Raw genomic sequence first — 24,795 nt, 5'->3', positions numbered from 1 at the left:
AAGGAGCCCTGATCATGACCGCCCCCCGACGTGTTCTCTGCTACGGCGACTCCCTCACCTGGGGCTGGATCCCCGTGCCGCATGCCGTGCCCACACAGCGCTATCCCTCCGCCGAGAGATGGACCGGAGTCATGGCCGCCGCGCTCGGGTCCGGCTACGAGATCGTGGAGGAGGGGCTGAGCGGACGGACCACCAACGCCGACGACCCGACCGACCCCCGTCTCAACGGAGCGGCCCACCTCCCCACCGCGCTCGCCGCGCACCTGCCGCTGGACCTGGTCGTCATCATGCTGGGCACCAACGACACCAAGGTCTACTTCGACCGCACCCCCTTCGGCATCGCCACGGGAGCGGCCACCCTCATCGGGCAGGTCGCCGCGTCGGCCGGTGGCGTCGGCACCGCCTATCCGGCGCCGGCCGTCCTGCTGGTGGCGCCGCCGGCCCTGGGCGAGATACCCGACCCGTGGTTCGCCGAACTCTTCCGCGGCGGCCGGGAGAAGACGGCGGAACTGGCCCGCCACTACCGTTCGCTGGCCGACTTCACCGGTGTCTCCTTCTTCGACGCCGGCCGGGTCCTGACCACGGACGGGGTGGACGGCATCCACTTCACCCCGGAGAACAACGCCGCCCTCGGCGCCGCCCTCGCCAACGAGATCCCCGTCTGAGCACGCCGGCCTCCTGCCCCCGGACCTCCCCGTCCGGGCAGGAGGCCGCCCGGTCGCCGCACCGGCCGGTCCGGGTCAGCTCCCCTCGGTCCTCGCCCTGGGGCGGGCGGGCCCGGCCGCCTCGGGGACGGTGAAGCTGCCGAGGAAACTCAGCGCCTCCTCGGCAGGGCTGCCGGGCGGGGCCGTGTAGACGACGAGAAGGTGGTGGGCCGCGCCGGGCACCTGGAAAGTCTCGTAGGTGAGCGTCACGTCCCCGACGGTGGGGTGCCGGAACCGCTTGGACCCGTGGGTCTTCTCGTGGACGTGGTGGCCGGCCCACAGCGTGCGGAAGGTGTCGCTGCCCAGCGACAGTTCGCCGACCAGGCGCACGAGTTCCGGGTCGTGCGGGCGACGTCCGGCGGCCATGCGCAGGATGCCGACCGTGGTGCGCGCGGCTTCGTCCCAGTCGAGGTGGATCCGCCGCGCGTCCGGGTCGAGGAAGATCCGGCGGGCCATGTTCCGCTCGGGTGCCGGGAGGTTCGGGAAGTCCGCGATCAACGCGGCTGCCAGCCGGTTCCAGGCCAGGACGTCGTTGCGATCGTTCATGATCACGGCGGGGGCGGTCGGGATGGCCTCGACGACCTGCCGCAGCGCGGGACGCAGCGCGTCGCCCCGTCCGTGGACCGATGGTGCCGCCGCGGTGCGGCGGGGTGGCCGGGCCAGGTCGTACAGGTGGGCGCGCTCGGCGGACCCGAGCCGCAAGGCCCTGCTGAGCGCGTCGAGGACCTCGGCGGAGGGGCGGTCGGCGCGCCCCTGCTCCAGCCGTACGTAGTAGTCGGTGCTGAGACCGACCAGTTCCGCCACCTCTTCGCGGCGCAGGCCGGGCACACGGCGGCGGCCGGTCGCCGGCAGGCCGACGTCCGCCGGGGACACCAGGGCCCGCCGGGCCCGGAGGTAGTCGCCGAGGCTGGTGGCGAGCGTGCTGGTGTGGGCCATGCGCCCCAGTATGGGGGCGGCGACGGCGGTGCGGTTGCCCCAAGGTGGCCCTGTCGTTCCCAGGGAACCGGGATCTCTTCATCCTCTGGTGGCCCGCGCGAAGGATCGTGGGCATGACCACACCTTCCTCTCTCGACGGCAGCCGCCGACCCGGCCCGGACCGCGCACGTGGAGCGGCCGGGGCGGCCCCGGCCCGGCCGGCGGACGACAGCGGGCGCGACTACTGGCCCACGGTGATCGCGGTCGGGTCCGCCAGCATGATGCTGCCGTTCTCCGTGACCGGGGCCGCGGTGGCCCTGCCGAACATGGCGGAACACCTGGACTCCTCGATCGGCGCCGCGCAATGGATGCTGAACGCCTTCAACATCACCTTCGCCGCCCTGCCGCTCGCGGCGGGCGGTCTGGCGGACCGGCTCGGCAGGCGCCGCGTCCTGCTGACCGGCATCGCGCTGGTGGGAGGGCTGTCCCTGCTGCTCGCACTGGCGCCTTCGATGGCGGTGGCCGACGTGGCCAGGGCGGTTCAGGGATGCGGGGCCGCGGCCGTGGTGGCCTCGGGGGCGGCGGTGCTGGCGCACTCCACCTCCGGGCGGCGGCGGCAGGTGGCGTTCGGCATCCTCGGCACCGCTTTCGGCACGGGCCTGGCGATCGGGCCGCTGGTCGCCGGGGCCCTGGTCGAAACGGCCGGCTGGCGGTCGGTGTTCCTCCTGGTCGCGGTGATGTCCCTACCCGCGTGGCTGTGCGCGACCCGGGCCCCCGAATCCCGCAACCCCGACCCGCCGGCCCTCGACGTGGCCGGTCTGGTGACCTTCACCGCCGGGCTGGCCTGCTTCTCCTTCGCCTTCGTGCAGGCCACCGCCATGGGCTGGGGCGCGGCCGGCACGCTGCTGCCGCTGGCCGCGGCCGTGGTGCTGGTCGCGCTGTTCGCCGTGGTGGAGATCCGGCTGGCCGACCGCGCGATGTTCGACGTGCGCCTGTTCCGCGGGCCCGAGTTCGCCGCGGTGGTGTGCCAGCCCTTCACGGTCACGCTCGGCTTCGTGATCCTGCTGGTGTATCTGCCCGCCTATCTGCAAGGCGTCGCCGACCGCACCGTTCTGGCCAGCGGTGTGCTCCTGCTGCCGATGACCGCCCCGGTCCTGCTCCTGCCGCTCGCCGCCGGCCATCTCGCCGCGCGCACCTCCGTGCGCGCCGTGCTGACCTGCGCCTCGGCGCTGATCGCGGTCGGCGCCCTGCTGCTGACGACCCTGCGCAGCGACGGGACATGGCTGGACCTGGCGCTGCCCCTGCTGCCCTTCGGCGCCGGAGTGGGTCTGGCGTTCGGGGTCATGGACAACGCCGCCGTGAGCACGGTCCCGGTCGAGAACGCCGGAGCCGCGGCCGGCGTCTTCAACACCATGCGCATCACCGGCGAGTCCGTCGCCGTCGCCGGTGCCGCGGCCCTGCTCACCACGCTCACCGCCGCCCGGCTCGGCGACAGCGGCCTGCCCTCCGACGACGCGACCCGACTCGCCGGACAAGCCGTTCAGGGGCAGGTGGCCGGGACGCACCGCACAACGCTGGCCGCGGGCTTCACCGACGCCTTCCACACCCTCGGCGTCGTTCTCGCGGTCCTGTCCGCGCTCGGCGCGGTCCTCACCTACCTCGCGCTCGCGCCCCGCCGTGCCACCGGACAGCGCTGACGCCGCCTGCGCGGGCGGCGTCACCGGGCCAGGCGGACAAGGGAATGACCAGCCACTTCTGTCCCCGATTGTTTTCGCCAAACCCCTGTTTTCCCGCCCTGCGCGAGAAGGTCACGAGTGCCGATCCCGCGTTCCCCGGAAGTCCTCGATGTGGTGGTCCCGTCCGGCCGGACTGCGGCACGGGGCGGGGAAAGTGCCTTATCAGCAGTGAATTCGAGCGGGCCGCACGCTTCTCGCGGCGCATTCTCCGGGCGCGTAGATTGTCCCGGGTCGGCGTGGCCAGTTGCCTCTGACCTGCGGTGATGACCTCCGCGACTTATGGAGAAAGCGTGAAGGGTCACCCCTCCTGTCACACAACCGTCTCGCTCGGGGAGGCTTGTAAAGATGACTTCCGCAACCTTGACCGCCGAAATTCCCGGGGATAACTTCCGAATCAGAAACGTTTTCGAGTCGGTTTGTTCCGGCCGATTGCGTGCTCAGTCAGCGATCCGTTCTCAGCGAAGCGAGCGGCATCACGTGGTGTCTCTCCCTCGCTACACGAGAGGTAGCTCATGGGAGCTCGGAAGAACAGCAGGAAGATGAAGGTGGCGGCAGCGATATCCGCTTCCGCCCTCGTCGGAGGCGGGCTCATCGCCTTCGCGGGGAACTCCGCCTCGGCGGACCCGGCGTCCCTGACGCTGAACTACACCTGCCCGTTCCCCCTGATCGGCGAGCAGCCGCTCAAGGTGGAGATCAACACGGACATCCCCGGCTCCATCGGGGTGGGCGAGGAGACGCCCCCGATCGCCATCGAGGCGGTCGCCACCGCCAACGCGGAGACCCACCAGGGTCTGAAGACGGTGAGCGCCGCCTCCATCGAGGGCAGCGTCGTCGCCAACGCGAACATCACGGCACCCGGCGTCGAGCTGCCGCTGGAGGTGCCGATCGACGTCCCGTCGCAGGAGGTCCCGGAGGCTCCGCCGTACACGGAGTTCCCGATCAACGCCAGTGGCGAGGCCCCGTCGGTCAGCTTCAGCGAGCCGGGCCAGGGTGAGATCACCGTCGGCGACATCGCCCTGACGCTCACGCCGAAGAAGGCCGACGGCTCCGAGACCGGGCTCAAGACGTTCGAGTCGGCCTGCACCCTCGACGAGGGTCAGGAGACCGTCCTGGCCCAGTTCGAGGTCACGGAGGGCGGTTCGGCCGCCGCGCAGCCGGCGCAGCGGGAAGCGGAGTAACGCGTCCCCTCGGCGGGCCCGGAGCGTATCGCTCCGGGCCCGCCGCCGCGCTGTGCGCCCGCGGGCGCACGCCGCCGGGCCGGTCAGGCCCTGGCGGGCCGGGAGTTGTCCAGGGCCAGGTGCGCCGCCAGGCCGCCGAGCACCGTGCCCATGACGTACCGCTGGGCGCGCAGCCAGCCCGGGCGCCGCCCGAGGATCACCGCGATCGCTCCCGCGGCCAGCACGAACGTCCCGTTCACGGCCACCCCGATGACCACCTGGACGCCGCCGAGGAGGAACCCCTGCGCCATGACGTTCCCCGCTTCCGGGTCCACGAACTGGGGGATGAGGGACAGGTACATGAGGGCGATCTTGGGGTTGAGCAGACAGGTCATCAGCCCCATGGCGAACAGGCGGCGCGAGGACTCGGCCGGCAGTTCCCGCCGGGCGAACACCGCCGTCCCGCCCGGCCGCAGCGCCTTCCACGCCAGCCAGGCGAGATAGCCGGCACCGGCCAGTTTCACCGCGAGGTACAGGCCGGGAACGACCGCGAAGACGACGGACAGGCCGAGGTTCGCCGCCGTCAGATAGATGAGGAACCCCAGTGCCACGCCGCTCAGCGACACCAGCCCGGCGCGCCGGCCCTGGGTGATGCTCCGCGACACGAGGTAGATCATGTTGGGCCCGGGCGTCAGCACCATCCCGAGGGCGACTGCTGCGACGCCGGCCACCGCGCCTGTGGTGATCATCGGTCCAGCATCACGGACAAGCGCCGTGGCGCACCAGTCATATTTTCAACGATCGGCGCGGGGCTCAGGGATACTTCCGGCTGTGGACAGGAGTACGAGGACGTGGGCGCTGCGGCGCGCGGAGCCGGCGGACGTCGAGGCGATAGCGGAGCTGCGGGCGACGGTGATGCGCCCGGACCTGGAGCGGTTGGGACGATACGACGAGCACCGGGTCCGGCAGCGGCTGCGGGACTCCTACCTCCCTCGGCACACGTCGGTCATCGTTGCGGACGGCGCCTTCGCCGGCTCCGTCACCGTGCGCCCGGGCGAGGACGGGCGGTGGCTGGAGCATTTCTATCTCGCTCCGGACCTCCAGGGCCGGGGCCTGGGAACCGCCGTCCTGCGAACGGTGCTGGCGCGCATCGACGCCGAGGGCGTGCTCCTCCGGCTGAACGTCCTGCGGGGCAGCGCCGCCCGGCGGCTGTACGAGCGCCACGGGTTCACCGTGGAGGCCCAGGACCCGGTCGACGTCTTCATGGTGCGCCGACCGGGCGCGGGCGTACCGGGTCCGGGGGGTGAGCCCCCGGCGACCGCCGGATAGGGCGCCGGGCGGCGGTCAGCCCGTGGTGGACCGGTGGCGGGCGCGTACGTTCCAGCGGCCCTCGACGCGTGACAGCGTCACGGGGTGGTCGAAGCAGACGCTGATCAGCTCCCCGGTCAGGACGTCGTCGGCCGGGCCGGACGCCAGGACCCGGCCGTCGCGCAGCAGCAGCGCGTGGGTCGTGCCGGGCGGCAGCTCCTCCACGTGGTGCGTGACGAGGACGGACGCCAGCTCCGGGTAGGCCGTGCGGAGGGTGTCGAGCCGTTCCACGAGCTGCTCGCGGCCCGCGACGTCGAGGCCGGTCGCCGGTTCGTCGAGCAGCAGCAGGCGCGGGCTGGGCATGAGGGCGCGCGCGATGAGCGTCCGGCTCCGTTCCCCCTGCGACAGCGTCGGCCAGCGGGCCTCGCGACGGTGTCCGAGGCCCATGAGCTGGACGAGCCGGTCGGCTTCCGTTTCCTGCTCGGCCGTGGGACGCCAACGCGGCACCGGCTCCACCGAGTTGGTGAGGCCCGTCAGGACGACGTCCCGCACCGTGAGGGGCGACCGCAGCGGGTGCCTGGGGTTGACGTGGCCGACGTACGAGCGGAGCGTGCGCAGGTCCACGCGGCCGAGTTCGTGGCCCAGCACGCGCACGGTGCCCCGCGTGGGGTGGGTGAGCGCGCCGAGGAGGCCGAGGAGGGTGCTCTTGCCCGCGCCGTTGGCGCCGAGCAGCGCCCAGTGCTCGCCGGGGCGGACGGTCAGCGACACCCGGTGCAGGAGGGCGGTGCCGTCGCGGACGAGGTCGGCGTCGCGGACGTCGAGCACCTCGGCGGGGAGCGCGGAGGTCGTCATGACCGGCCTCCCCGGGCGCGGTTGACGGCGGACAGGAGCGCGTTGACCGTCGCCGTCGGCGCGGACGGGTCGCGGCCCGCGCCCCAGGACGTCGCCTCGCCGACGCGGCACTCCGCGTAGACGGTGGTGGGCGCGTCGTCCTGGCCGGGGGTGGGGGCCTGCCGTTCGTGGGTGACGACCTCGACCGGGACACCGGCGCGGGTGAGGGCGTCGGCCAGGGCGGACAGCGGTGTGCCGCCGGTGCCGCGGCAGTGCCGTTCCTCGCCGTCCACACGCAGCGTGCCGGTGAACTCGTGTCCTGGCCCGTCCGGTTCCCCCTCGCGCAGGGTCCATCCGGCGAGCCGGACCCGGCCGTCCGCGCCGGGCAGCAGGTAGGTCTCCCGGAAGAGCCGCCACAGGTCGCGGGTGGTCAGCTCCCGCCCGGTGGCGTCCGTCACCGTCTGCACGGCGCGCGAGAAGTCGGGCCGCATCGCCTGGGGCAGGTCCACGCCGTGGTGGGTGCGCAGCAGGTGCGCGACGCCTCCCTTGCCCGACTGGGAGTTGAGGCGGATCACGGCCTCGTACGTGCGGCCGAGGTCGGCCGGGTCGACCGGCAGATACGGCACCGCCCACGGCGCCTCGCCCGGCGGCAGGCCCAGCTCGCCGGCCTGCCGGACGTGGTGTTCCAGGCCCTTGGCGATGGCGTCCTGGTGGGTGCCGGAGAACGCGGTGTGCACCAGATCGCCGCCGTAGGGGTGGCGGGGGTGGACGGGCAGGCGGTTGCAGCTCTCCACGACCTCGCGCACGGTATCGAGGTCGGAGAGGTCGATCATCGGGTCGACACCCTGGGCGAACAGGTTCAGCGCCAGCGTCACCAGATCGACGTTGCCGGTGCGTTCCCCGTTGCCGAACAGGCATCCCTCCACGCGCTGGGCACCGGCCAGCACGGCGAGTTCGGCGCAGGCCACGCCGGTGCCGCGGTCGTTGTGCGGGTGGACGGACAGGATGACGCTGTCGCGCCGCGCCAGGTGGCGGTGCATGTACTCGATCTGGTCGGCGTACACGTTCGGGGTGGCTACCTCGACGGTGGCGGGCAGGTTGTGGACGACCGGCCGGTCGGGGCTCGCGTCCCACACCGAGGTCAGGTCGTCGCAGATCTCCAGGACGAAGTCCGGCTCGGTCAGGTTGAACACCTCCGGCGAGAACTCGAACCGGGTCTCCCCGCCCCCGCGCCGTCCGTCGGCGCACCGCAGGAGGTGGGTCGCGGCCCGCCGGATCAGCGCCCTGGTCTCGGCGCGGGACCGGCCGAGCACGACATCGCGCCAGACCGGCGCGGTCGGGGTGTACAGGTGGAGCAGGACGCGGGGCAGGCCCTCGACGGCGGCGACGGTCCGTTCGATCAGGTCCTCGCGGGCCGGGGTGAACACGGAGACGGTCACATCCTCCGGCACCGCGCCGCTCGTCGCGAGGTGGCGCACGAAGTCGAAGTCGGTGCTGCTCGCCGAGGGGTAGCCGACCTCGATCTCCTTGAAGCCCAGCGTGGTCAGCAGGTCGAACATGCGTCGTTTGCGGGGCGTGTCCATGGGCTCCGCGAGGGCCTGGTTGCCGTCGCGCAGGTCGACCGGTACCCACAGCGGCGCGCGGGTCAGGCGCCGGTCCGGCCAGGCGCGGCCGTCCAGGGGCAGCGCGACGCGGTCGTGCACGGCACGGTAGCGGTGGTACGGCATGGGACTGGGCCGCTGCGGATTCCAGGCCGGCGCGGGCGCGTCGGCCGCGTCGGAGGAGGTGAGGGAACGGGAACGAGTCGTGGGCACGTGTCTTTCCTCTTGCCGCGGGCCGGCGGTGGCACCGGCCCCTGGGGACGACCGGCGCGGCACGGAACCCCGCCGCGGGGGCCGGTCGTGGTCAGGTCCCGCGGCGGCCGACGAGGAGAAGAATCGCGTGCGGCGTCACGTCGGGTACCGTAGACCACGTCAAGTCCTCAGACAAGCTGACAGGTTGGAAGGGTGTGTGGCCCGTGGCACTGGGCTCGTTGCGGCCGTCGCCCCTGGTCGAGCAGGCGACGGACCGGTTGCGGCGGCAGATCACCGGCGGTGAGTGGCCCGTCGGCACCAAGCTGCCCGGGGAGACCACCCTGGCCGCCGCGCTGGGCGTGGGCCGTTCCACGGTCCGCGAGGCGCTGCGCGCGCTCGCCGGTGCCGGTCTCGTGCGGGCGCGGCAGGGCGCGGGCGTCTTCGTCGTCGCCACCGAGCCGGAGGAGGCGTGGACCACGCGACTGCGCCGCGCGGCCATCACCGACGTCTACGAGGTCCGCGTCCTGATGGAGGTCGAGGCCGCGCGCCTGGCCGCGCGCCGCCGCACCGGCGAGGACCTGTCCGCGCTGCGCGACGCCCTCGCCGGGCGCCGCGCCGCCGCGGACGGGGACAACGCCGCGTTCGTCGACGCCGACATCGCGCTGCACGCCGCTGTCGTCGCCTCGGCGCACAACCCGGTGCTGACCGGCCTGTTCGCGGAGTTCGCGCCTCCGCTGCGCGAGGGGCTGATCGACATGCTGGACCTGCTGGAGGTCCGCCGGGGAGATCCCAACCACGGCGACGCGGAGCACGCGGCACTGGTCGACGCCATCGCGGACGGCGACGCGGACGGCGCGGCCCGCCTGTTGCGGGACGATCTGCACCGCACCCTCGACCGGTTGCGGGCGGGCCGCTGAACGCCGCCGCGGACCGCGGCGTTCCTCAGAGGAAGGTCAGCACCTCGGTGCCGGACAGGTGGCCGACCCCGGCGCCCAGACAGGCCAGGAGGTCGAGTTGCGGCAGGACCATCTGGTAGATCGCGGTCCGGCCCGCGTGCAGCCCGCTGGTCACGGTGCCCTGCTCGGTGACCAGCACGGTCCCGTTCAGCAGGCGTTCGATCGCGGTGATCGTGTAGGTGGCCTGGCTGGTCTGCCCGGTGTCCCAGTGGTACGTCGTGGTCGACACGGTGAACAGCCGGAGGGAGGTGCAGCCGGCCGTGGTCTGGTACGTGTCGGCCGCGAAGCCCCCGGTGACGCCGCCGCCGGCGCAGACGAAGTCCTCCCGGCCGGACACCGTCGTCGGCTTCGGGACGTAGGTCAGCGGGGGGTCGTAGGTGACGGTCACCGTTCCCTGGCACACCAGCGGCGGGGCCGGGTCGTCCGCGGCTCGCGCCCCCGGGCCGACCGCCGTCATCTGAAGGGCGAGAAGGCAGAGAACGGCTCCGAGCACGGATATCACGCGCCCGCGCGGGGCCCTGGTTCCGTGCGCCGGGCGGCGTCTTTCTCCCATGGCTGCATGTCCTCCTGCTCACTCGGGACGTGCCCGCGTTCCGGCCACGGCGGCGCCGGTCGCCTTCCCTCGCGCCGGCGACGTGCGGGTCATGCCCCGCTGCCGCCCCGCAGAGACCGGCACGGGGCGAGCGGCGGGAGCACGCGGAACTCCCCGGACGGCGCGGGAACGCGGGCACACGCCCCCCGGCGTCGCCGTCGCGCCCACCCCCGCGCCGTCCGTGGCCGGAGCGGTGAGGGCATGCGGGCACACCTCCCGCGCGGTCTCCGGCCGCCGCGTGACGCCGCCGGCCACGCCCGGGACCTGGTCCCCCGTCTGCGGGGGTTGCTCGCCTGCCAGGTCCGTGCGCTCCCGCGTGCGCGCCCCGGGGGTGCGGTGCGCCCTACCGGTGGCCGTTCGGGCGTGGAAATGATGAGCGCACCGCGCGCCAGGTGGTCGCGCGGTGGAAGGAGCCCGTGGTGTTGCTTCTCATTTCCCCGGACAGTGTCGAGGAGGCCCTCGACTGCGTGAAGGCGGCGGAGCATCTCGACATCGTCGATGTGAAGAAGCCCGACGAGGGGTCGCTCGGTGCCAACTTCCCGTGGGTGATCAGGGAGATCCGTGACGCGGTACCGGAGGACAAGCCGGTGTCCGCCACCGTGGGGGACGTGCCGTACAAGCCCGGCACGGTGGCTCAGGCCGCGCTCGGGGCGGTCGTGTCCGGGGCCACCTATATCAAGGTCGGCCTCTACGGATGCACGACGCCCGATCAGGGCATCGAGGTGATGCGCGCGGTCGTCCGGGCGGTGAAGGACCACCGCCCCGAAGCGCTCGTCGTCGCCTCGGGGTACGCCGACTCCCACCGGATCGGCTGCGTCAACCCGCTCGCCCTGCCGGACATCGCCGCCCGCTCCGGTGCCGACGCGGCCATGCTGGACACCGCCGTCAAGGACGGGACGCGGCTGTTCGACCACGTTCCTCCGGAGGTCTGCGCCGAGTTCGTCCGGCTGGCCCACGCCTCCGGTCTGCTCGCCGCTCTCGCGGGCAGCGTCAAGCGGGACGACCTCGGTCCGCTGACCCGCATGGGCACGGACATCGTGGGGGTGCGCGGAGCGGTCTGCGAAGGCGGCGACCGCGATGCCGGAAGGATCCAGCCGCATCTGGTGGCCGCCTTCCGGGCGGAGATGGACCGGCAGGCCCGGGCCCACGCGGCCGACATCCCCCTCGTGAGGTGACCGCCGGGATGCCGGCCTCCGGACGCCGGGACGCGCGTTTCCCCGTCGTCGACCCGGCCACCGGGGAGACCTTCGACGAGGCCCCCGACCAGCGGGCGGACGAGCTGGACGCCGTGATCGACCGGGCCGGCCGGGCCTGGCCCGGCTGGCGCGCCGACCCCGCCGCCCGCACCACCGCGTTGCGCGCGGCGGCCGACGCCGTGGAGGCGGCCGGTGACGACCTCGCCCGGCTGCTCACCCGGGAGCAGGGCAAGCCCCTGGCCGAGTCGCACGCGGAGGTCGCCCGTACGGCGGCCCGCCTGCGCTATTTCGCGGACCTGCCCCCCGGCACCCGGCGGATCACCGACGGCCGCCCGGTGCACAGCGAGATCCGCTGGCGATCCCTCGGGCCCGTCGCCGCGATCGTGCCGTGGAACTTTCCCCTCCAGCTCGCGGCGGCGAAGTTCGCGCCCGCGCTCGCGGCGGGCAACACCGTGGTCCTCAAACCGTCCCCCTTCACCCCGCTCGCCACCCGGCTGCTCGGCTCCGTCCTCGCCACGGCCCTGCCCGAGGACGTGCTGACCGTCGTCACCGGCCGCGAACCCCTCGGCGCCCGCCTCGCCTCCCACCCGGGCATCCGTCACGTCACCTTCACCGGCTCGGTGCCCACCGGGCGGGCCGTCGCCGGGGCGGCGGCGGCCTCGCTCGCCCGGGTCACCCTGGAGCTGGGCGGCAACGACGCCGCCGTCCTGCTGGACGACGTCGAGGTGGACCGGATCGCGGACCGGCTGTTCTGGGCCGCGTTCCGCAACTGCGGGCAGGTCTGCATGGCGGTCAAACGCGTCTACGCCCCGGCCCGGCTGCACGCCGAGGTCGTCGAGGCCCTCGCCCAGCGCGCGAAGACCGTCCCCGTCGGGCCCGGCCTCGACCCGGACACCCGGCTGGGCCCGGTCAACAACGCCCCCCAGCTCACCCGCGTCGAACAGGTCACGCGGCAGGCCCTGGCGGACGGCGCCCGCGCGGCGGCCGGTGGCCACCGGCTGGACGGGCCGGGCTACTTCTTCGCTCCCACGATCCTCACCGATGTCCCGCCCGGCAGCCCGGTGGTGACCGAGGAGCAGTTCGGGCCCGTCCTGCCGGTGCTGCCCTACCGGAGCGTCGACGAAGCCGTCGAGGCGGCCAACGGCACCGCCTTCGGGCTGGGCGGCTCCGTGTGGGGCACCGATCTGGACCGGGCCGAGGCGGTGGCCGACCGGCTCGAATGCGGCACGGCCTGGATCAACCACCATGCCGAGCTGTCCCTCGCCCAGCCCTTCGCGGGCGCCAAGCACAGCGGCGTCGGCGTCGCGGGCGGACCGTGGGGGCTGTACGGCAACCTCCGGCCGTTCGTCGTCCATCGCCCTCGGGAGGACGACGAGGTGGGACGACGGTGAGGTTCCAGGCGGCCGTGCTGCGCTCGTACGCAGGCCCGTTCGCGGTCGAGGAGGTGAGCTTGCGCACGGAGCCCGCCGACGGCGAGATCCTGGTCGAGATCGCGGGCTGCGGCATGTGCCGGACCGATCTCGCGGTCCGGCGATCCGCCGGGCGCTCCCCGCTGCCCGCGGTGCTCGGCCACGAGGGGGCCGGGGTCGTGGTGCGAACCGGCGCCCCGGACGCCGCGATCGGCGTCGGTGACCACGTCGTGCTGAGTTTCGACTCCTGCGGCCACTGCCGGAGCTGCCGCGGCGCGGCCCCCGCCTACTGCGACTCCTTCGCCTCCCTCAACCTTTTCGGAGGACGCGAGGAGGACGCCCCGCGGCTCACCGACGCGCGCGGGGAAGCGCTGGCTCCCCGGTGGTTCGGCCAGTCGTCGTTCGCCGAGTACGCGCTCGTCCCGGCCCGCAACGCCGTCCGGGTCGACCCCGCGCTGCCCATCGAGCTGCTCGGACCGCTCGGCTGCGGCTTCCTCTCGGGCGCCGGGGCCGTGCTGAACGCCTTCGGCGCGGGCCCGGGCGACACCGTCGCGGTCTTCGGCGCGGGAGCGGTGGGCCTGGCCGCGGTGATGGCGGCCGGCGCCGCCGGCGCGCTGACCGTGGCCGTCGACCGGCACCCCCAACGGCTGGCCCTGGCCGAGCGGTTCGGCGCGATCCCGCTGCCGGCCGGAACAGCGGGACTGCCCGAGCGGATCCGGCGGCTGACCGACGGCGGCGCGCAGTACGCGCTGGACACCCCGGCCTCGCCCCCGCTCGTCAACGACGCGCTCCGGGCACTGCGCCCCACCGGCAGCCTCGGCCTGGTGGCACGGCTCCACACCGCGCTGCCGCTCGCCCCGGGCACGCTGGACCGAGGCCGCGGCATCCGCCACATCTGCGAGGGCGACGCCGTGCCCGGACTGCTGATCCCCCGGCTGATCCGGCTGTGGCGGGCCGGACGCTTCCCCTTCGACCAGCTCGTCCGCACCTACCCCCTGGCCGACATCAACGAGGCCGAACGCGACTGCGACGCGGGCCGCGTGGTCAAACCCGTCCTGCTCCCGGAAAGAGGAAGCCGATGAGCGAGGCACGCAGCAACGGAGGACACATGGCCGGCACGGCGCCGCGGCACACGGACGGGGAAGGCGTGGACGGAGGCGTGGGGCTGACCGCCCTCCTGGTCGCCGCGGCACGGGCGATCGAGACCCACCGTCACGACAGCCTGGCCCAGGACGCCTACGCGGAGCACTTCGTGCGCGCCGCGCCGGCCTGCGCGCAGTGGCCGGTGCGCCTTCAGCAGGTCCCGGACGGGGACGACAACCCGCTGTGGGGGCGGTTCACCCGCTACTTCGGCCTGCGCACCAGGGTCCTCGACGACTTCCTCCTGCGGTCCGTCCGGAACGGCACCCGCCAGGTGGTCCTGCTGGGCGCCGGGCTGGACACGCGCGCCTTCCGGCTGGACTGGCCCTCCGACTGCGTGGTCTTCGAGATCGACAGGGCGGCCGTGCTGGCGTTCAAGCACCGGGTGCTCACGGACCTGTCGGCCTCCCCGAGGGCCAAGCGCGTCCCCGTGCCGGTCGATCTGCGCGCCGACTGGGTCACCGCGCTGACCACCGCGGGGTTCGACCCGGCGGCACCGAGCGTCTGGCTGGCCGAGGGGCTTCTGTTCTACCTGCCGAGCCCCGCCGAGACGTACCTCGTGGACACGGTGGACCGGCTGACCACCGAGGGCAGCGCGTTCGCCTTCGAGGCCAAGCTGGAGAAGGACCTGCTGGAGTACCGCGACAGCGCGATCTACACGGCGACGCGAGAACAGATCGGCATCGACCTGCTCCACCTCTTCGACAAGGGACCACGGCCCGACTCCGCGGGCCACCTCGCGGCCAGGGGCTGGTCCACGGCGGTCCACACCCCCTTCGACTACACCCACCGGCACGGACGCGGCCCCCTTCCCGAGCCGAACGACGCGCTGGAGGGAAACAGGTGGATCTTCGCGCACAAGCCCCGGCCATGACGGATACGGAGCCCGCCGGCGCCGCCCGCCACCGCCGTCCCCCTGCCGCGCCGCTTCTCCCGGGGCCCGGACCGCCTGCCCGGCCGGGCCGAACGCACTAACCGGAGGGGCGCCGAGCCGCCGGGGAGGAGATGGTGGAACGAGGCGGGTGAGCGATGGACGGAGGCGGCGATGGGCGTCGGGCGTGACGCGGACCCGGCCGAACGGCCGGAGCCCGTGCGGGCCGACCGACTGCGTCTCCTCGCGGCGCTGGACAAGGACTCCACCGACAGCGATGTGCTGATGGCCGCCGTCCAGCACGCGACCGTCGAGCTGGGCGGGCTCGGCGCGATGGCGTATCTGCGCGCCCGCAGCGAGGTGTGGGATCTGCAACTGCTGGTGAGCGCCGGGTTGCCGCAGGCATTCGTCCGGCTCTGGTACCACGTCTTCGAGGGTGCCCCGGTGGCCCCCGCCCTGGCCGTGCGCAACGGCGGGGCCACGTACCTGCCCACCACCGCCGCGCCCGAGCAGATGCGGGGCCGGCGGCCGGTCGTCCTCACCACGGCCGCCGTCCTGGCCGCCGCCGGGATGGCGGCGGTGCCGCTGCCGGGGCCGGAGGGCCCGGTCGGCGCGCTGTGCGTGGTGACCCCTCCGGGCGGTGAGCCCACCCCCGCGCGGTGGGAGTTCCTCCACGAGGTGGCCCGCTGGGCCGCCGGGCGGCTGCGGCTGTCGCCGCCCAGCCCCGAGGGGCTGGCTCCCACCCTGCTGCCGGGTCCTGAACCCGGCGAGCCGAGCCACGCCATGGTCGCGGGCACCTGGGAGTGGGACCTGCGGGCGGGCCGGCTCACGGTGAGCGAGGGCGCGTTCGAGGCGATCGGTGTGGACCGGAAGAACCTCGACGGGCGGATCGAGACCTGGACCAACCTCATCCACCCGGAGGACCTGCCGTGGGTGACGGAGGCCGGCGACCGGGCGATCCGCACCCGCGGCGTGCAGGACTGCGAGTACCGGGTCCGCCGCGCGGACGGCACCTACGGCTGGGTGCGGACCCGCGGCCAGGTCGTCACCGACGAGAACGGCGAACCGGTCCGCATGGACGGCACCACGTGGAACACCAGCCAGACGCACCCCGCGCTGGAGTCGGTGGGCCGCGCCCTGCTCCACATGAGCGACGGTTTCCTGTCCATGAGCGGCGACTGGCGGATCGGCTTCGTCAACGAGGCGGCGGAGCGTCTGCTCGGCGCCGCGCAGGACATCGTCGGCCATCGACTGTGGGAGGTGCCCACGCTGCGGGACGTGCCCGGTGTGGAGGAACGGTGCCGAGGCGCGGTCGCCGAGGGCGAGCCCACGAGCTTCGAGATGCCGGGTCCCGACCGCGACCAGTGGTACCACCTGCGGCTGGTGCCCGTTCCGGACGGGCTGACCGTCTATGTCGCCGACATCACCGAGAGGCGCCGCCGGGAGGCCGAGCGGAAGGCGGCGGAACGGGCCGCCGCCGACCGGGCGGCCCTGGTCGGCGGCCTGACCCGCGCGCTGGCCGAGGCGGTCACCGCCCAGGACGTGGTCGCCGCCGTCGCCGACAGCGTGCTGCCCGCCTTCGGCGCCAGCGGGCTGCTCGTCGCGACCCTGGGCGACGGCCGCCCGCACATCGTCGGCTCCGTCGGCCACTCCCGCGCGTTCGTCGACCGGCTCCTGCGGACCCGGGTGGTGACCGCGTCCACCGACGAGGTGCTGCGGACCCGCGCGCCGCTGTTCACCGAATCGGCGGACGACTTCGTCGCCCCCCACCCGAGGCTGACCCGCCTGGTGGCGGCCGGCGGGAAGCGGGCATGGGTGATCCTGCCGCTGATCGCGTCCGGCCGCCCCATCGGCAGCGCCGCGATCTCCTTCGACCAGCCGCGGCACTTCAGCGAGGACGAGCGCACGCTGCTGACCGCGCTGAGCAGCCTCGTCGCCCAGGCCCTGGAGCGGGCGGGCCTCTACGACGACGCCCTCACCCGCGCCCGGGCACTCCAGCGCGCGCTCCTGCCCCGCGTCCTGCCGTCGCTCCCGGCGGTCACCGCGGCGGCCCGCTACCTGCCGGCCGGGGAGGGCACGGAGGTCGGCGGCGACTGGTACGACGTCATCCCCCTGTCGTCCGACCGGGTCGCACTGGTCGTCGGCGACGTGATGGGCCACGGCATGTCGGAGGCCGCCACCATGGGCCGGCTGCGCACCGCCGCCCGCACCCTGTCGGAGCTGGAGCTGCCGCCCGAGGACATCCTCGCGCACCTCAACGACATCGTCGCCGAGCTGAGCGAGGACCGGTTCGCGACCTGCCTGTACGGGATCTACGACCCGGTCGACGGCCATTTCCGCTACGCCAGCGCGGGTCACCCGCCGCCCGCCACCGTCCGCCCCGACGGCTCCGTCACCTACCCCGGGACCTTCCCCAACCCCCCGCTCGGCGTCGCGGCGCCGCCGTACGACACGATCGAGATCCGTCTGCCCGCGGGGAGTGTGCTGGCCCTGTACACCGACGGCCTGGTCGAGTCCCGCACCCGCGATGTCGAGGACGGCATGGCCCACCTGGCCCGGCTGCTGGGCCAGGGACGTACCGACGACCTCGACGCCCTCTGTGACACGGTCACCGCGGGCCTCCTGCCCAGCCAGGACCGCATCAGCGACGACGCCGCGCTCCTGATCGCCCGCACCAGCCGGCTGCCGCCCGAGGCCATCGCCGTCTGGCCGCTGCCCGAGGACCCCCGGGCCGCGGGCGAGGCCCGCGACCACGTCCGCCGGCAGCTCGCGGCATGGGGCCTGGGCGACGACACCACGATGACCGCCGAACTCCTCGTCAGCGAACTCGTCGGCAACGTCGTCCGCCACGCCAAGGGACCGGTCACCCTCCGCGTGCTGCGCAGCCGCACCTTGATCTGCGAGGTGTCGGACGGCAGCCTGACCACCCCCCACATCCGCCACACGTCCCTGGCGGACGAGGGCGGTCGCGGCCTGCGACTCGTGGCCGCGATGGCCCAACGCTGGGGCACCCGCTACACACCGACCGGTAAATGCATCTGGACCGAACAGCCCCTCTCCGGCTGAGCGTTCCACCGGTGATGCGCCGCGCAGAGAGTGTGTGAGGAAGGAATTCCGAGCACGGAAAGTCGAAGCACCCTGGTCCGATCGTCAAGGACTTCCCGGCACGGCTTTGGCATGCTCTAGACACAGGCAAGGGTTCCGCCGAGCCCGGCCGGTCACCACCGGACCGGAAACGGCTCGCTCCTTGCCGGACCGCGACGCAGGCGCACGCACGAGTCCTTCCACCCCACGGGACAGGGCTGGAGCTCCCCCCACGGCACCGATTCCGTAGCGAGCCACGCGCGGAATCATTCATCGCGGAAGCGGCGGAATCCGCTGTCGGTCTGTTTCTCACTGAGTCGACCAGGGCGTCACCGATCCGGTGCGCCCGGGAAAGAAATGGGTGAGCACTATGCGCGCAATGAAGAGGACGGCCATGCTGCTGGGCCTGACCGCCGCGTTGGCCGCGGGCGGTGTCTCGACCGCCGCGGCGGGCCAGGACAGCGCCGAGGAGACCGGTGCCCTCGCCCAGTACGAGGGCAAGACGATCAACCTGGCGGAGAGCTGGGAAGGCGCCGACGTCTGCCGGCAACAGGCGAGCGGTGAGCTGAACTGCTGGGACGAGGCCGACGAGGCTCTGACCGCGGCCGGCTCCGAGGTCGGCATTCAGGCAGCGAGCGACTGCACGGCGTCCTACTTCTGCCTGTGGGACGGGGCCAACTTCACCGGCGCCCGGCTCGAACTGCCGATGGACACGTTCCTCGACCTCCTGAGCAACTACGGCTTCGAGGACCGCGCCTCCAGCGTCTACAACCGCTCGGTGTACTTCGCGCAGCTCTTCGACAACGACTACTCCGACTTCCCCTCCCTGGCGGTCGCGCCCGGCAGCCAGTACTCGGACCTGAACACCCTCAGCCACCCCTACGGCGGCACCTGGAACGACCGCGCCGACCTCGCCATCTTCTGAGCGGGCCACAAGCCCCACCCCCACGGTGACCACCACGCGCTGACCACGCAGCGCTGACCGCGACGGGCCTGATGCCGACACCGACGGCGTCGGGCCCGTCGACGCGCGGGGCTCCCCGGGAAGCCGCACGCGCCCGGGTGGGCTTCCGGGCGCCGTTTCCGGAACGACCCGGCGACCGAGAATCCCGGAGAAGGCCGCACCGTTCGCCCCGGGAGTTCCCCATGGTCGCCATCCGCTGGATCCTCGCGTTCGACGCCGACTGCTGCCGCTGCCGGTCGCTGGCCCACGACGTGCGGGACGCGAGCGGCCGGCGGCTCGACATCATGCCGCTGGAGGACCCGGAGGTCCGCTCCTGGCGGGAAGCGGCACTCGGCGCGGAGCCGCCGCACGCGCCCACGCTGCTGCGCGTCCCCCAGGACGGCGGGAAGCCGCCCCGCGCCTGGACCGGATGGACCCTGGGGGTGCGCCTCGCGCTGCGTCTCGGGCCACGCCGGACCGCCCGCGTGCTGCGCGCCCTGGGAGCGGCGCGGAGCGCGGAGCGGGCGCCGGACGGCATCGGCCGCGGCCGGTTCCTGCTGCTGGCCGGCCTCGGCGCGGCGGCCGTGCTGGGTGCCGCGCCCGCCGCGCGCGCCACCGACCGGGCCCAGGAATGGGTGCGGGCGAACCTGGCCGAGCTGCCGCGGGACTACGACGGGGTGACCGCCCATCCGATGGCGTACCGGCGGGCGATCTTCCGCGAGCTGGACCCGGCCGACCGCGCCGCCCTGTGGCGGGAGCACCTGTCCCGTTACCGGGCCGCCCACCCCGGTCTCGGCGCCGAGCAGCGCGGCGTGCTGGACCGCGCCGAGGCGTTTCTCCGCCGCGACTCGGCCTTCGTCGGCGAGGTGACCGATGAGCTGCACGGGGAGTACCAGGCGCTGAAGGCCGACGCCGTGGCGGCGTTCGGTCTGGACGAGGCCAGGGCGGCGCTGGCGACCCTCGGTCCCGCCCCCACCGCCGCCGAGGACGCCAACTGCGAGTGCAACTGCGGCGACGACTGGTGCTCGGATGGGTGCACGTGCTGCGTCGACGGCAAGCCGTGCTGGTGCACCCGCACCTCGGCCGGCTGCGGACTGTTCTTCAACTACCGCTGCTACGGTACCTGTTAGCGGTGGACGGGCGTCGGGCGCACCGGGTGGGGACGGACACCGCCGGGGCGATCGGGCGCCCGATGTCGGCCACTTTCGTGATCGTCCGGGCTTCCCGGCACGCCGCCGATGGCCGGAAGCGGTCGGTGACGGACCGCAGCCAAAGGCGCTTCCCCGGCCGGTCCCGTGGTGGACCCGGGCGCCGGGACCCACCCGGCTCGTGCCGGGCGAGGCCCCGCGCGCCCCCGGCACCCGCCGCGCGCCCGGACCTTCCCGCACGGGCGCCCGTATCGGTACGGCGTTCCCGAACGCATCGGCCGGGTCGTCGTCGTCACCGTGGTCTTCCTACTGGTCCCGATCCGGGTCTGCGAAGATGACCTTCAGGCCGTTGTCTGTCGCAAAGCCATTCGGCCCGTTCTCGTCTGGTTCCGGCGGGGCCGGTCGGTCACCATCGAGGGGCAGCGTGGCAGGGGGGTGCTCCGGTGATCGAAACAGTGTTCCGCAGTGAGGACGTGGCTCCGGCGGACCGGTTCCCGCTCTGGCGTGAGCTGATGGCCCGCACGCACGCGCCGCTGGACATCTCGACCGACGACCCGCGGGACTTCCGTGCCACCCAGCGGCTGCTGGACCTGGGCACCGCCCGGGTGTGGCCGACCGACTTCCAGCCGGCGCGCTTCGTGCGCACGCCCAAGCTGATCCGCCAGTCCGACCCGGAAGGCGTGCACGTGTCCCTGCCGGTGCGGGGAGTTCTGCGGGTCACCCGCAACGGCCACGAGATCGCCTACGCTCCGGGCAGTCTGTGCGTGATCGACTCGTCCCGCCCCATCGAGGTGCACGCCGGGGACGGCCCGGCGCCCCAGGCGGGCATCGGCCTGGAGCTGCCCAGGGCGCTGCTGACGCTGCCCCGCGACGGTCTGGACAGACTCACCGGATACCGGCTGTCCAGCCGGGAGGGGTTCGGGGGCCTCCTGGCGCAGTTCCTCGTCCGGCTGACCGACGACACCGCCTCCTTCGGACCCGACGACGGACCCCATCTGGCGGGCATCGCCGCCGATCTGGTGTCCTCCCTGTTCGCGCATGTCCTGGACACACGGGCGGCGCTGCCCCCGGAAACCCGCCACAACGCCCTGCGGCTGCGCATCCGGGCCTTCCTGCGGGAGAACCTGCACGACCCCGGCCTCACCCCGAGCGTGATCGCCGCCGCCCACCACATCTCCGTCCGCCATCTGCACAGCCTGTTCCGCGACGAGTCGGAGACCGTCGCCGCCCATCTGCGCCACCTGCGCCTGGAGCGCGCCCGCCGCCTCCTGACGGACCCCGCCTGGCGGGACGTCCCGGTGGGCCACATCGCGGCGGCCTGCGGCTTCTCCGAACACTCGGTGTTCACCCGGGTGTTCAAAACCGCGTACGGCATGACCCCGCGCGACTACCGCCACCGGGCCCAGCCCGCCGTCGATCCCCCGCCCCCGCCGCCGGACGGCGAGGCGGGTTGAGCGGGGGCGCCTCATCCGGCGGGATGCCGGGTGTCGGCGGTCAGACCGGTGAACCGGCCGGCGGTCAGCCAGTCCTGACCCCGGTCGTCCACCGGGCAACCGGCGACCCGCAGCCGCTGCGCGATCTTCCGCCTGCACGCGGCGGTGTCGCTGAGCTGGATGAAGTTGCGGCCTCCCAGGTCCGCGACGGCGCGGTGCGCGCCCACCTTGACGATGAGCGTCCGCTCGGGCGCCACGCCGAGGGCCATGCCCAGTTCCAGCAGCACGTTGGGCCGGGCCTGCATGCCCGGCTCCCTCTCCTCGCGGCCGTCGGAAGGGACGCACAGGCTCGGGTGCAGGCGGACGACGTCGTCGGGGGGCAGCAGGACCACCACGGCCTGGGCCCTGGCGATGCCCTGGGCGATGACCTCCCCCAGGTAGGGGCTGATCGTGCCCGTGGGCTCGACGACGTTCTCCCATTCCAGCGGGCGCAGGTCGATCGCCCGCAGGAAGTCGAACATGCCCGCGCGGACCTGCTCGTCGCGGCCGTGGACGACGAAGACGGTGCGCCGGGTGTCGGCCGAGGACACGGGCCCGGCGGCGGGCACGGCCGGCGCGATGTCCGGGGAAGGCGCGGGGGCGGGCCGCTCCGGCTCCGTTCGGGCCGCCAGGACATGCTCGGCACGCTCGGGGGCCGCCTCCAAGTATCCGGTCTCGTCGTCGAGCCGGGACAGGAACCAGCGCGCCAGGTCGCGGTCGTCGCGGAAGAAGCCGTGCGCGGGGGGCCCGCCGTGCAGGGAGCGCTCCATGTTGTCGGCGGCGATGTCGACCGTGCGGCGCAGGTCGCGGAGGCGGGTGATCATGATCCTCGCGTCGAAGGCCGCCCGGCGTGCTTCCCGTGTCGTCCCCGGCCCTCCGGGAACGGTGCTCGCGTCCAGCGCGGCCCGCACCTCGGCGACGCGCGGGCTGTCGCGCGTCCAGACGCGGAGCTGGTGTCCGAGTTTCGCGGCGTGCAGCAGGTAGCGGGCCAGCGGCGGGATCGCGATCCCGTCCGTGGACCACAGCCACGCGCTCGCCTCGTCGTCCCCGTCCGCGGTCGTGGCGACGACCAGATCGCGGCGGACCCGCGTGTCCTCGCCCGGTGTCGTCTCCCAGACCGCGAGCCGGTCCCGCACGACGACGCCGTCCTCCGGCCGGAGCCGGCCCCCCGTCATGGGCGGCAGCGCCCCGGCCAGACGGGCCGTCAGCCCGGCGTCCGCCGCCCCGCCCGGGGCGAGGGGGCCGGGCACGAGGCCGAGCCGTATCCGGGTCTCGCCGAGGAACGGTCCCAGGCGGCCGACCGTGAGCGCGTCCCACTGACCGTCCAGCCGCCGCCAGCCCGGCGCGGTTCCGGTTCGCGGTGCCAGTGCCACCGACAGGACGAGAACGTCATGGTGACGCCGCAGCCCCGCCTGGCAGTCGCGGTCGTCGTCCCCCTGCGCCGCGAGGGCCGACTCCCCGGGGTCGCGGTGCGTCACGGGGGGTTCGGCCGCCGCCGCGGGAAGGTCCCTCGGCAGTCCCGTGCCGGCCACGGCCGCGTCCATCGCGAACAGGTACCGGCACGCCAGCCAGAGGTCGCGCAGCGCGTGGTAGGCGGTCGCCGCCCGCAGGCCCTCCAGGGGGGCGTACAGATGGACCACCCGCGGTGGGTTGTCGTCATCGGAGCGCACCCCGTCGGCCGGGCCTGACGCGCCCCTCTGCGCGGCGGGCGTCAGAGGGGTACAGGAGACAGGTCCCGTACGCGCTCCGGCAGGTCCGGCGGGGGCGGACGCCTGCCGGACGGCAGGGCCGGGGAGTCCGCCGCGCCGGGAGCCCAGCGGGCGAGTCCGGCCGTCAGGCGGCGCACGGCGGGCCCGTCTCCCGCCCGCCGGGCGCGCGCGAGGGCGTCGAGCAGGGCGTCGACGTCCGCCCAGCCGTCCGGCGGCAACGACCAGTCCGGCAGGCCGGTCAGCAGCGCGACGGTGTCCGCGAAGGATCCGCCGGGGTGCGCCTCGTCAGGTGTCGGCATCCGTGCGCGTCCCCTTCCGCTCCCCGGTGGGAGGCGTCGTGTCCCTGGTGACGTCCGGCCAGTCGCCGAGGTGCCTGGCGACCGTCGCCATCGACAGCGCGGGCAGGTCGGCGGGCCGGAGCACGACGCGCAGCTCGCGGCTGACGAGGCGGTGCCGGGCGTCGGTGAGGAAGGACCCGATGATCGCGGCGAGCAGGTCCTCGCGCGTATGGCCGTCGATGCGTGCCAGTCCCGACCCGAGGAGGGGGACGGCCAGGGTCCTGCGCTGGCCGTGGAGATACATCGCGTCCCACAGGTGGTCGAGGCCGAGGAGCAGATCGGCCAGGCTGGACCGGGCGATCAGGTCGTTGCCCATCCGGCTGTAGGCCACGGCGAAGATCCTGCGGCCCTCGCGGCGCAGCGGGAGGACCGTGCCGACGGGGTACCGGGTCAGCTTGCCGTGGCGTTTGTCCGCCCTCCGCTCGACGGCGACGGCGGGGAGACCGCGCAGGGCGTTGCGCAGGTCGCGGTCCAGGCGGGCCCGGTCGTCGCCGTACAGCGACCGCGTCATCTGGCCCTGGACGCTCCGCGCGCTGATCACCACGTCGTGGTCGGTCGCGGTGTCGAAGGTGTCGGTGAAGCCGACCGCCAGGTGGGCGTCGTCCTGCGCGAACAGGTCGCCGGCGGTCACGACGACCGAGGTGCCGGTTCCGGGGAAGTCGCGGCGCAGCACCCCTCCGGCACGGGCCCGTGCCCGTTCCCGCAACTCGTCGACCGTCCCGGCGAGTTCCGTGTCGCCGGGGAAGTCCCTCGCCAGGCCCTCGCCCGTGTCGAGTGCCTCCCGGACCTGCCCCATCTCCGCGCGGGCGCGCAGGAGTTCGCGTCGGGCGATCTCGTGCAGGGCCTTCAGGCGCCGGATCGGCTCCCGGGCGAAGGGGCGGTCCTCCACGTCGAACAGGGGGCGTCCGCCCCACAGTTCCAGCGCGGCCGTCAGCAGTTCGGCCGAGGTGGTCGGAGCCGTCCGCCGGGCCCGTTCCACGAGGTCGCGGAAGGCGAACAGGTCCACCTGGTCCCGGCGCAGCACGAGGCGGTACGCGGAAACCCGGCCCCGCTCGGTCAGCAGGACGCCGGAGGCGCCGCCCGGGCGGTCCGGGTCGAGCAGGCGCCGGAGTTCCAGCACGCGTTTCTGGACGCTCACCCGGTCCTCGCGGCGTGTGCCCGCGCCGGTGCCGCCCCACACGTCGTGGAACAGCTCGTCCACGGTGACCGGCTCCCCCTCCGCGACGACGAGCCGGGCCAGCACCGCCGTCGTCGTCGGTGGCGGCCTGACCTGTCGCCCGCCGACGGTGACGGTCGTCGAGCCCAGCATCGTCAGCCACACGTCCCCCACGCCCGGTCTCCCGTCACCCCCGATGCCGAAGAATCCCGGCGCACAGTCTAACGAGCTGTCATGCACACACAGCAGCGCGCCGGAAGCGGTCCGGAAGCGCTCCGGGGCTTTCCCCGGCAGCGCGTGGACCGGTCTGCTGGGAGTCGCCCGAACGACCCCTCAC

Annotated in this window: 21 protein-coding genes; 13 read left to right on the top strand and 8 right to left on the bottom strand. The window is 73.9% G+C overall.

Annotated features, from left to right (window positions below):
- The first annotated feature begins 14 nt into the window (after nucleotides 1–14).
- Nucleotides 15–665 (top strand): SGNH/GDSL hydrolase family protein, encoded by a 651-nt coding sequence (locus BN2279_RS04140; RefSeq protein WP_059006516.1) that lies wholly within the window; start codon nucleotides 15–17, stop codon nucleotides 663–665.
- Between the two features lie 75 nt (nucleotides 666–740).
- Here the strand turns inward: BN2279_RS04140 and BN2279_RS04135 are convergent, their stop codons facing one another.
- Complete coding sequence (locus BN2279_RS04135) at nucleotides 741–1,640, bottom strand: helix-turn-helix transcriptional regulator (RefSeq protein WP_059006514.1); 900 nt, start codon at nucleotides 1,638–1,640, stop codon at nucleotides 741–743.
- A 113-nt stretch (nucleotides 1,641–1,753) separates the two neighbouring features.
- Between BN2279_RS04135 and BN2279_RS04130 the strand changes: the two genes are divergently transcribed.
- Both BN2279_RS04130 and BN2279_RS04125 read left to right on the top strand, forming a co-directional pair.
- Entirely contained in the window at nucleotides 1,754–3,316 is a 1,563-nt protein-coding gene (locus BN2279_RS04130) for an MFS transporter (RefSeq protein WP_234347416.1), read from the top strand.
- Nucleotides 3,317–3,900: 584 nt separating this feature from the next.
- Nucleotides 3,901–4,533 (top strand): DUF6801 domain-containing protein, encoded by a 633-nt coding sequence (locus BN2279_RS04125; protein WP_159037045.1) that lies wholly within the window; start codon nucleotides 3,901–3,903, stop codon nucleotides 4,531–4,533.
- 83 nt (nucleotides 4,534–4,616) lie between these two features.
- On the opposite strand, the gene BN2279_RS04120 is transcribed toward BN2279_RS04125, so the two are convergent.
- The gene (locus BN2279_RS04120; RefSeq protein WP_059006510.1) at nucleotides 4,617–5,261 is read right to left on the bottom strand and encodes a LysE family translocator; all 645 of its coding nucleotides are present in this window, start codon (nucleotides 5,259–5,261) and stop codon (nucleotides 4,617–4,619) included.
- 109 nt (nucleotides 5,262–5,370) lie between these two features.
- Between BN2279_RS04120 and BN2279_RS04115 the strand changes: the two genes are divergently transcribed.
- Nucleotides 5,371–5,841 (top strand): GNAT family N-acetyltransferase, encoded by a 471-nt coding sequence (locus tag BN2279_RS04115; RefSeq protein ID WP_234347439.1) that lies wholly within the window; start codon nucleotides 5,371–5,373, stop codon nucleotides 5,839–5,841.
- Nucleotides 5,842–5,856: 15 nt separating this feature from the next.
- Here BN2279_RS04115 and BN2279_RS04110 read toward each other — a convergent pair whose 3' ends face one another.
- Together BN2279_RS04110 and BN2279_RS04105 are read right to left on the bottom strand one after the other, a co-directional pair.
- Entirely contained in the window at nucleotides 5,857–6,672 is an 816-nt protein-coding gene (locus tag BN2279_RS04110) for an ABC transporter ATP-binding protein (protein ID WP_059006507.1), read from the bottom strand.
- A complete protein-coding gene (locus BN2279_RS04105) occupies nucleotides 6,669–8,378 on the bottom strand; it encodes a 2-isopropylmalate synthase (RefSeq protein ID WP_059006505.1) in 1,710 nt (569 codons plus the stop codon). The genes BN2279_RS04110 and BN2279_RS04105 overlap by 4 nt, the downstream gene beginning before the upstream one ends.
- A 290-nt stretch (nucleotides 8,379–8,668) precedes the next feature.
- On the opposite strand from BN2279_RS04105, the gene BN2279_RS04100 reads away from it, so the two are divergent.
- Complete coding sequence (locus BN2279_RS04100; RefSeq protein ID WP_059006746.1) at nucleotides 8,669–9,361, top strand: FadR/GntR family transcriptional regulator; 693 nt, start codon at nucleotides 8,669–8,671, stop codon at nucleotides 9,359–9,361.
- A 25-nt stretch (nucleotides 9,362–9,386) separates the two neighbouring features.
- On the opposite strand, the gene BN2279_RS04095 is transcribed toward BN2279_RS04100, so the two are convergent.
- Nucleotides 9,387–9,857, bottom strand: a complete 471-nt coding sequence (locus BN2279_RS04095; protein WP_059006503.1) for a hypothetical protein — start codon at nucleotides 9,855–9,857, stop codon at nucleotides 9,387–9,389.
- A 554-nt stretch (nucleotides 9,858–10,411) separates the two neighbouring features.
- On the opposite strand from BN2279_RS04095, the gene BN2279_RS04090 reads away from it, so the two are divergent.
- From BN2279_RS04090 to BN2279_RS04050, 8 genes are all read left to right on the top strand, one after another.
- Nucleotides 10,412–11,167, top strand: coding sequence for a (5-formylfuran-3-yl)methyl phosphate synthase (locus BN2279_RS04090; RefSeq protein WP_059006744.1), 756 nt, complete (start codon nucleotides 10,412–10,414; stop codon nucleotides 11,165–11,167).
- A gap of 8 nt (nucleotides 11,168–11,175) precedes the next feature.
- Entirely contained in the window at nucleotides 11,176–12,579 is a 1,404-nt protein-coding gene (locus tag BN2279_RS04085) for an aldehyde dehydrogenase family protein (RefSeq protein ID WP_059006501.1), read from the top strand.
- Entirely contained in the window at nucleotides 12,576–13,679 is a 1,104-nt protein-coding gene (locus BN2279_RS04080; RefSeq protein ID WP_059006499.1) for an NAD(P)-dependent alcohol dehydrogenase, read from the top strand. Before BN2279_RS04085 ends, BN2279_RS04080 begins: the two co-directional genes overlap by 4 nt.
- 26 nt (nucleotides 13,680–13,705) lie before the next feature.
- Nucleotides 13,706–14,611 carry a class I SAM-dependent methyltransferase gene (locus BN2279_RS04075; protein WP_059006498.1) on the top strand — a complete coding sequence of 302 codons (906 nt, stop codon included), beginning with the start codon at nucleotides 13,706–13,708 and terminating at the stop codon, nucleotides 14,609–14,611.
- 171 nt (nucleotides 14,612–14,782) lie between these two features.
- Nucleotides 14,783–17,674 (top strand): SpoIIE family protein phosphatase, encoded by a 2,892-nt coding sequence (locus BN2279_RS04070; protein WP_234347415.1) that lies wholly within the window; start codon nucleotides 14,783–14,785, stop codon nucleotides 17,672–17,674.
- Between the two features lie 397 nt (nucleotides 17,675–18,071).
- On the top strand, nucleotides 18,072–18,617 hold the full coding sequence (locus BN2279_RS04065) for a peptidase inhibitor family I36 protein (RefSeq protein ID WP_159037044.1): 546 nt from the start codon (nucleotides 18,072–18,074) through the stop codon (nucleotides 18,615–18,617).
- 221 nt (nucleotides 18,618–18,838) lie between these two features.
- Nucleotides 18,839–19,765 (top strand): bacteriocin fulvocin C-related protein, encoded by a 927-nt coding sequence (locus tag BN2279_RS04060; protein WP_059006494.1) that lies wholly within the window; start codon nucleotides 18,839–18,841, stop codon nucleotides 19,763–19,765.
- Between the two features lie 461 nt (nucleotides 19,766–20,226).
- Nucleotides 20,227–21,237, top strand: a complete 1,011-nt coding sequence (locus tag BN2279_RS04050) for an AraC-like ligand-binding domain-containing protein (RefSeq protein WP_059006489.1) — start codon at nucleotides 20,227–20,229, stop codon at nucleotides 21,235–21,237.
- An 11-nt stretch (nucleotides 21,238–21,248) separates the two neighbouring features.
- Here BN2279_RS04050 and BN2279_RS04045 read toward each other — a convergent pair whose 3' ends face one another.
- From BN2279_RS04045 to BN2279_RS04035, 3 genes are all read right to left on the bottom strand, one after another.
- On the bottom strand, nucleotides 21,249–22,895 hold the full coding sequence (locus tag BN2279_RS04045) for a CATRA conflict system CASPASE/TPR repeat-associated protein (protein ID WP_059006487.1): 1,647 nt from the start codon (nucleotides 22,893–22,895) through the stop codon (nucleotides 21,249–21,251).
- 71 nt (nucleotides 22,896–22,966) lie between these two features.
- On the bottom strand, nucleotides 22,967–23,263 hold the full coding sequence (locus BN2279_RS04040) for a CATRA system-associated protein (RefSeq protein ID WP_059006484.1): 297 nt from the start codon (nucleotides 23,261–23,263) through the stop codon (nucleotides 22,967–22,969).
- Nucleotides 23,250–24,632, bottom strand: a complete 1,383-nt coding sequence (locus BN2279_RS04035) for an AfsR/SARP family transcriptional regulator (RefSeq protein ID WP_059006482.1) — start codon at nucleotides 24,630–24,632, stop codon at nucleotides 23,250–23,252. Before BN2279_RS04035 ends, BN2279_RS04040 begins: the two co-directional genes overlap by 14 nt.
- Between the last annotated feature and the right edge of the window lie 163 nt (nucleotides 24,633–24,795).

This window comes from Streptomyces specialis, assembly GCF_001493375.1.
GTDB lineage: Bacteria > Actinomycetota > Actinomycetes > Streptomycetales > Streptomycetaceae > Streptomyces > Streptomyces specialis.
Note: the sequence above shows the minus strand (reverse complement) of the source record. Positions and strands in the feature narration are given on the sequence as shown.

Excerpts from the sequence above, each read along its gene's own strand:
- BN2279_RS04040 (WP_059006484.1), bottom strand. The coding sequence starts at position 23,263 with ATGCCGACACCTGACGAGGCGCACCCCGGCGGATCCTTCGCGGACACC.
- BN2279_RS04105 (WP_059006505.1), bottom strand. The coding sequence starts at position 8,378 with ATGCCGTACCACCGCTACCGTGCCGTGCACGACCGCGTCGCGCTGCCC.
- BN2279_RS04130 (WP_234347416.1), top strand. The coding sequence starts at position 1,754 with ATGACCACACCTTCCTCTCTCGACGGCAGCCGCCGACCCGGCCCGGAC.
- BN2279_RS04060 (WP_059006494.1), top strand. The coding sequence starts at position 18,839 with ATGGTCGCCATCCGCTGGATCCTCGCGTTCGACGCCGACTGCTGCCGC.
- BN2279_RS04140 (WP_059006516.1), top strand. The coding sequence starts at position 15 with ATGACCGCCCCCCGACGTGTTCTCTGCTACGGCGACTCCCTCACCTGG.
- BN2279_RS04085 (WP_059006501.1), top strand. The coding sequence starts at position 11,176 with ATGCCGGCCTCCGGACGCCGGGACGCGCGTTTCCCCGTCGTCGACCCG.
- BN2279_RS04110 (WP_059006507.1), bottom strand. The coding sequence starts at position 6,672 with ATGACGACCTCCGCGCTCCCCGCCGAGGTGCTCGACGTCCGCGACGCC.
- BN2279_RS04065 (WP_159037044.1), top strand. The coding sequence starts at position 18,072 with ATGAAGAGGACGGCCATGCTGCTGGGCCTGACCGCCGCGTTGGCCGCG.
- BN2279_RS04095 (WP_059006503.1), bottom strand. The coding sequence starts at position 9,857 with ATGACGGCGGTCGGCCCGGGGGCGCGAGCCGCGGACGACCCGGCCCCG.
- BN2279_RS04075 (WP_059006498.1), top strand. The coding sequence starts at position 13,706 with ATGGCCGGCACGGCGCCGCGGCACACGGACGGGGAAGGCGTGGACGGA.
- BN2279_RS04070 (WP_234347415.1), top strand. The coding sequence starts at position 14,783 with ATGGGCGTCGGGCGTGACGCGGACCCGGCCGAACGGCCGGAGCCCGTG.
- BN2279_RS04120 (WP_059006510.1), bottom strand. The coding sequence starts at position 5,261 with ATGATCACCACAGGCGCGGTGGCCGGCGTCGCAGCAGTCGCCCTCGGG.
- BN2279_RS04135 (WP_059006514.1), bottom strand. The coding sequence starts at position 1,640 with ATGGCCCACACCAGCACGCTCGCCACCAGCCTCGGCGACTACCTCCGG.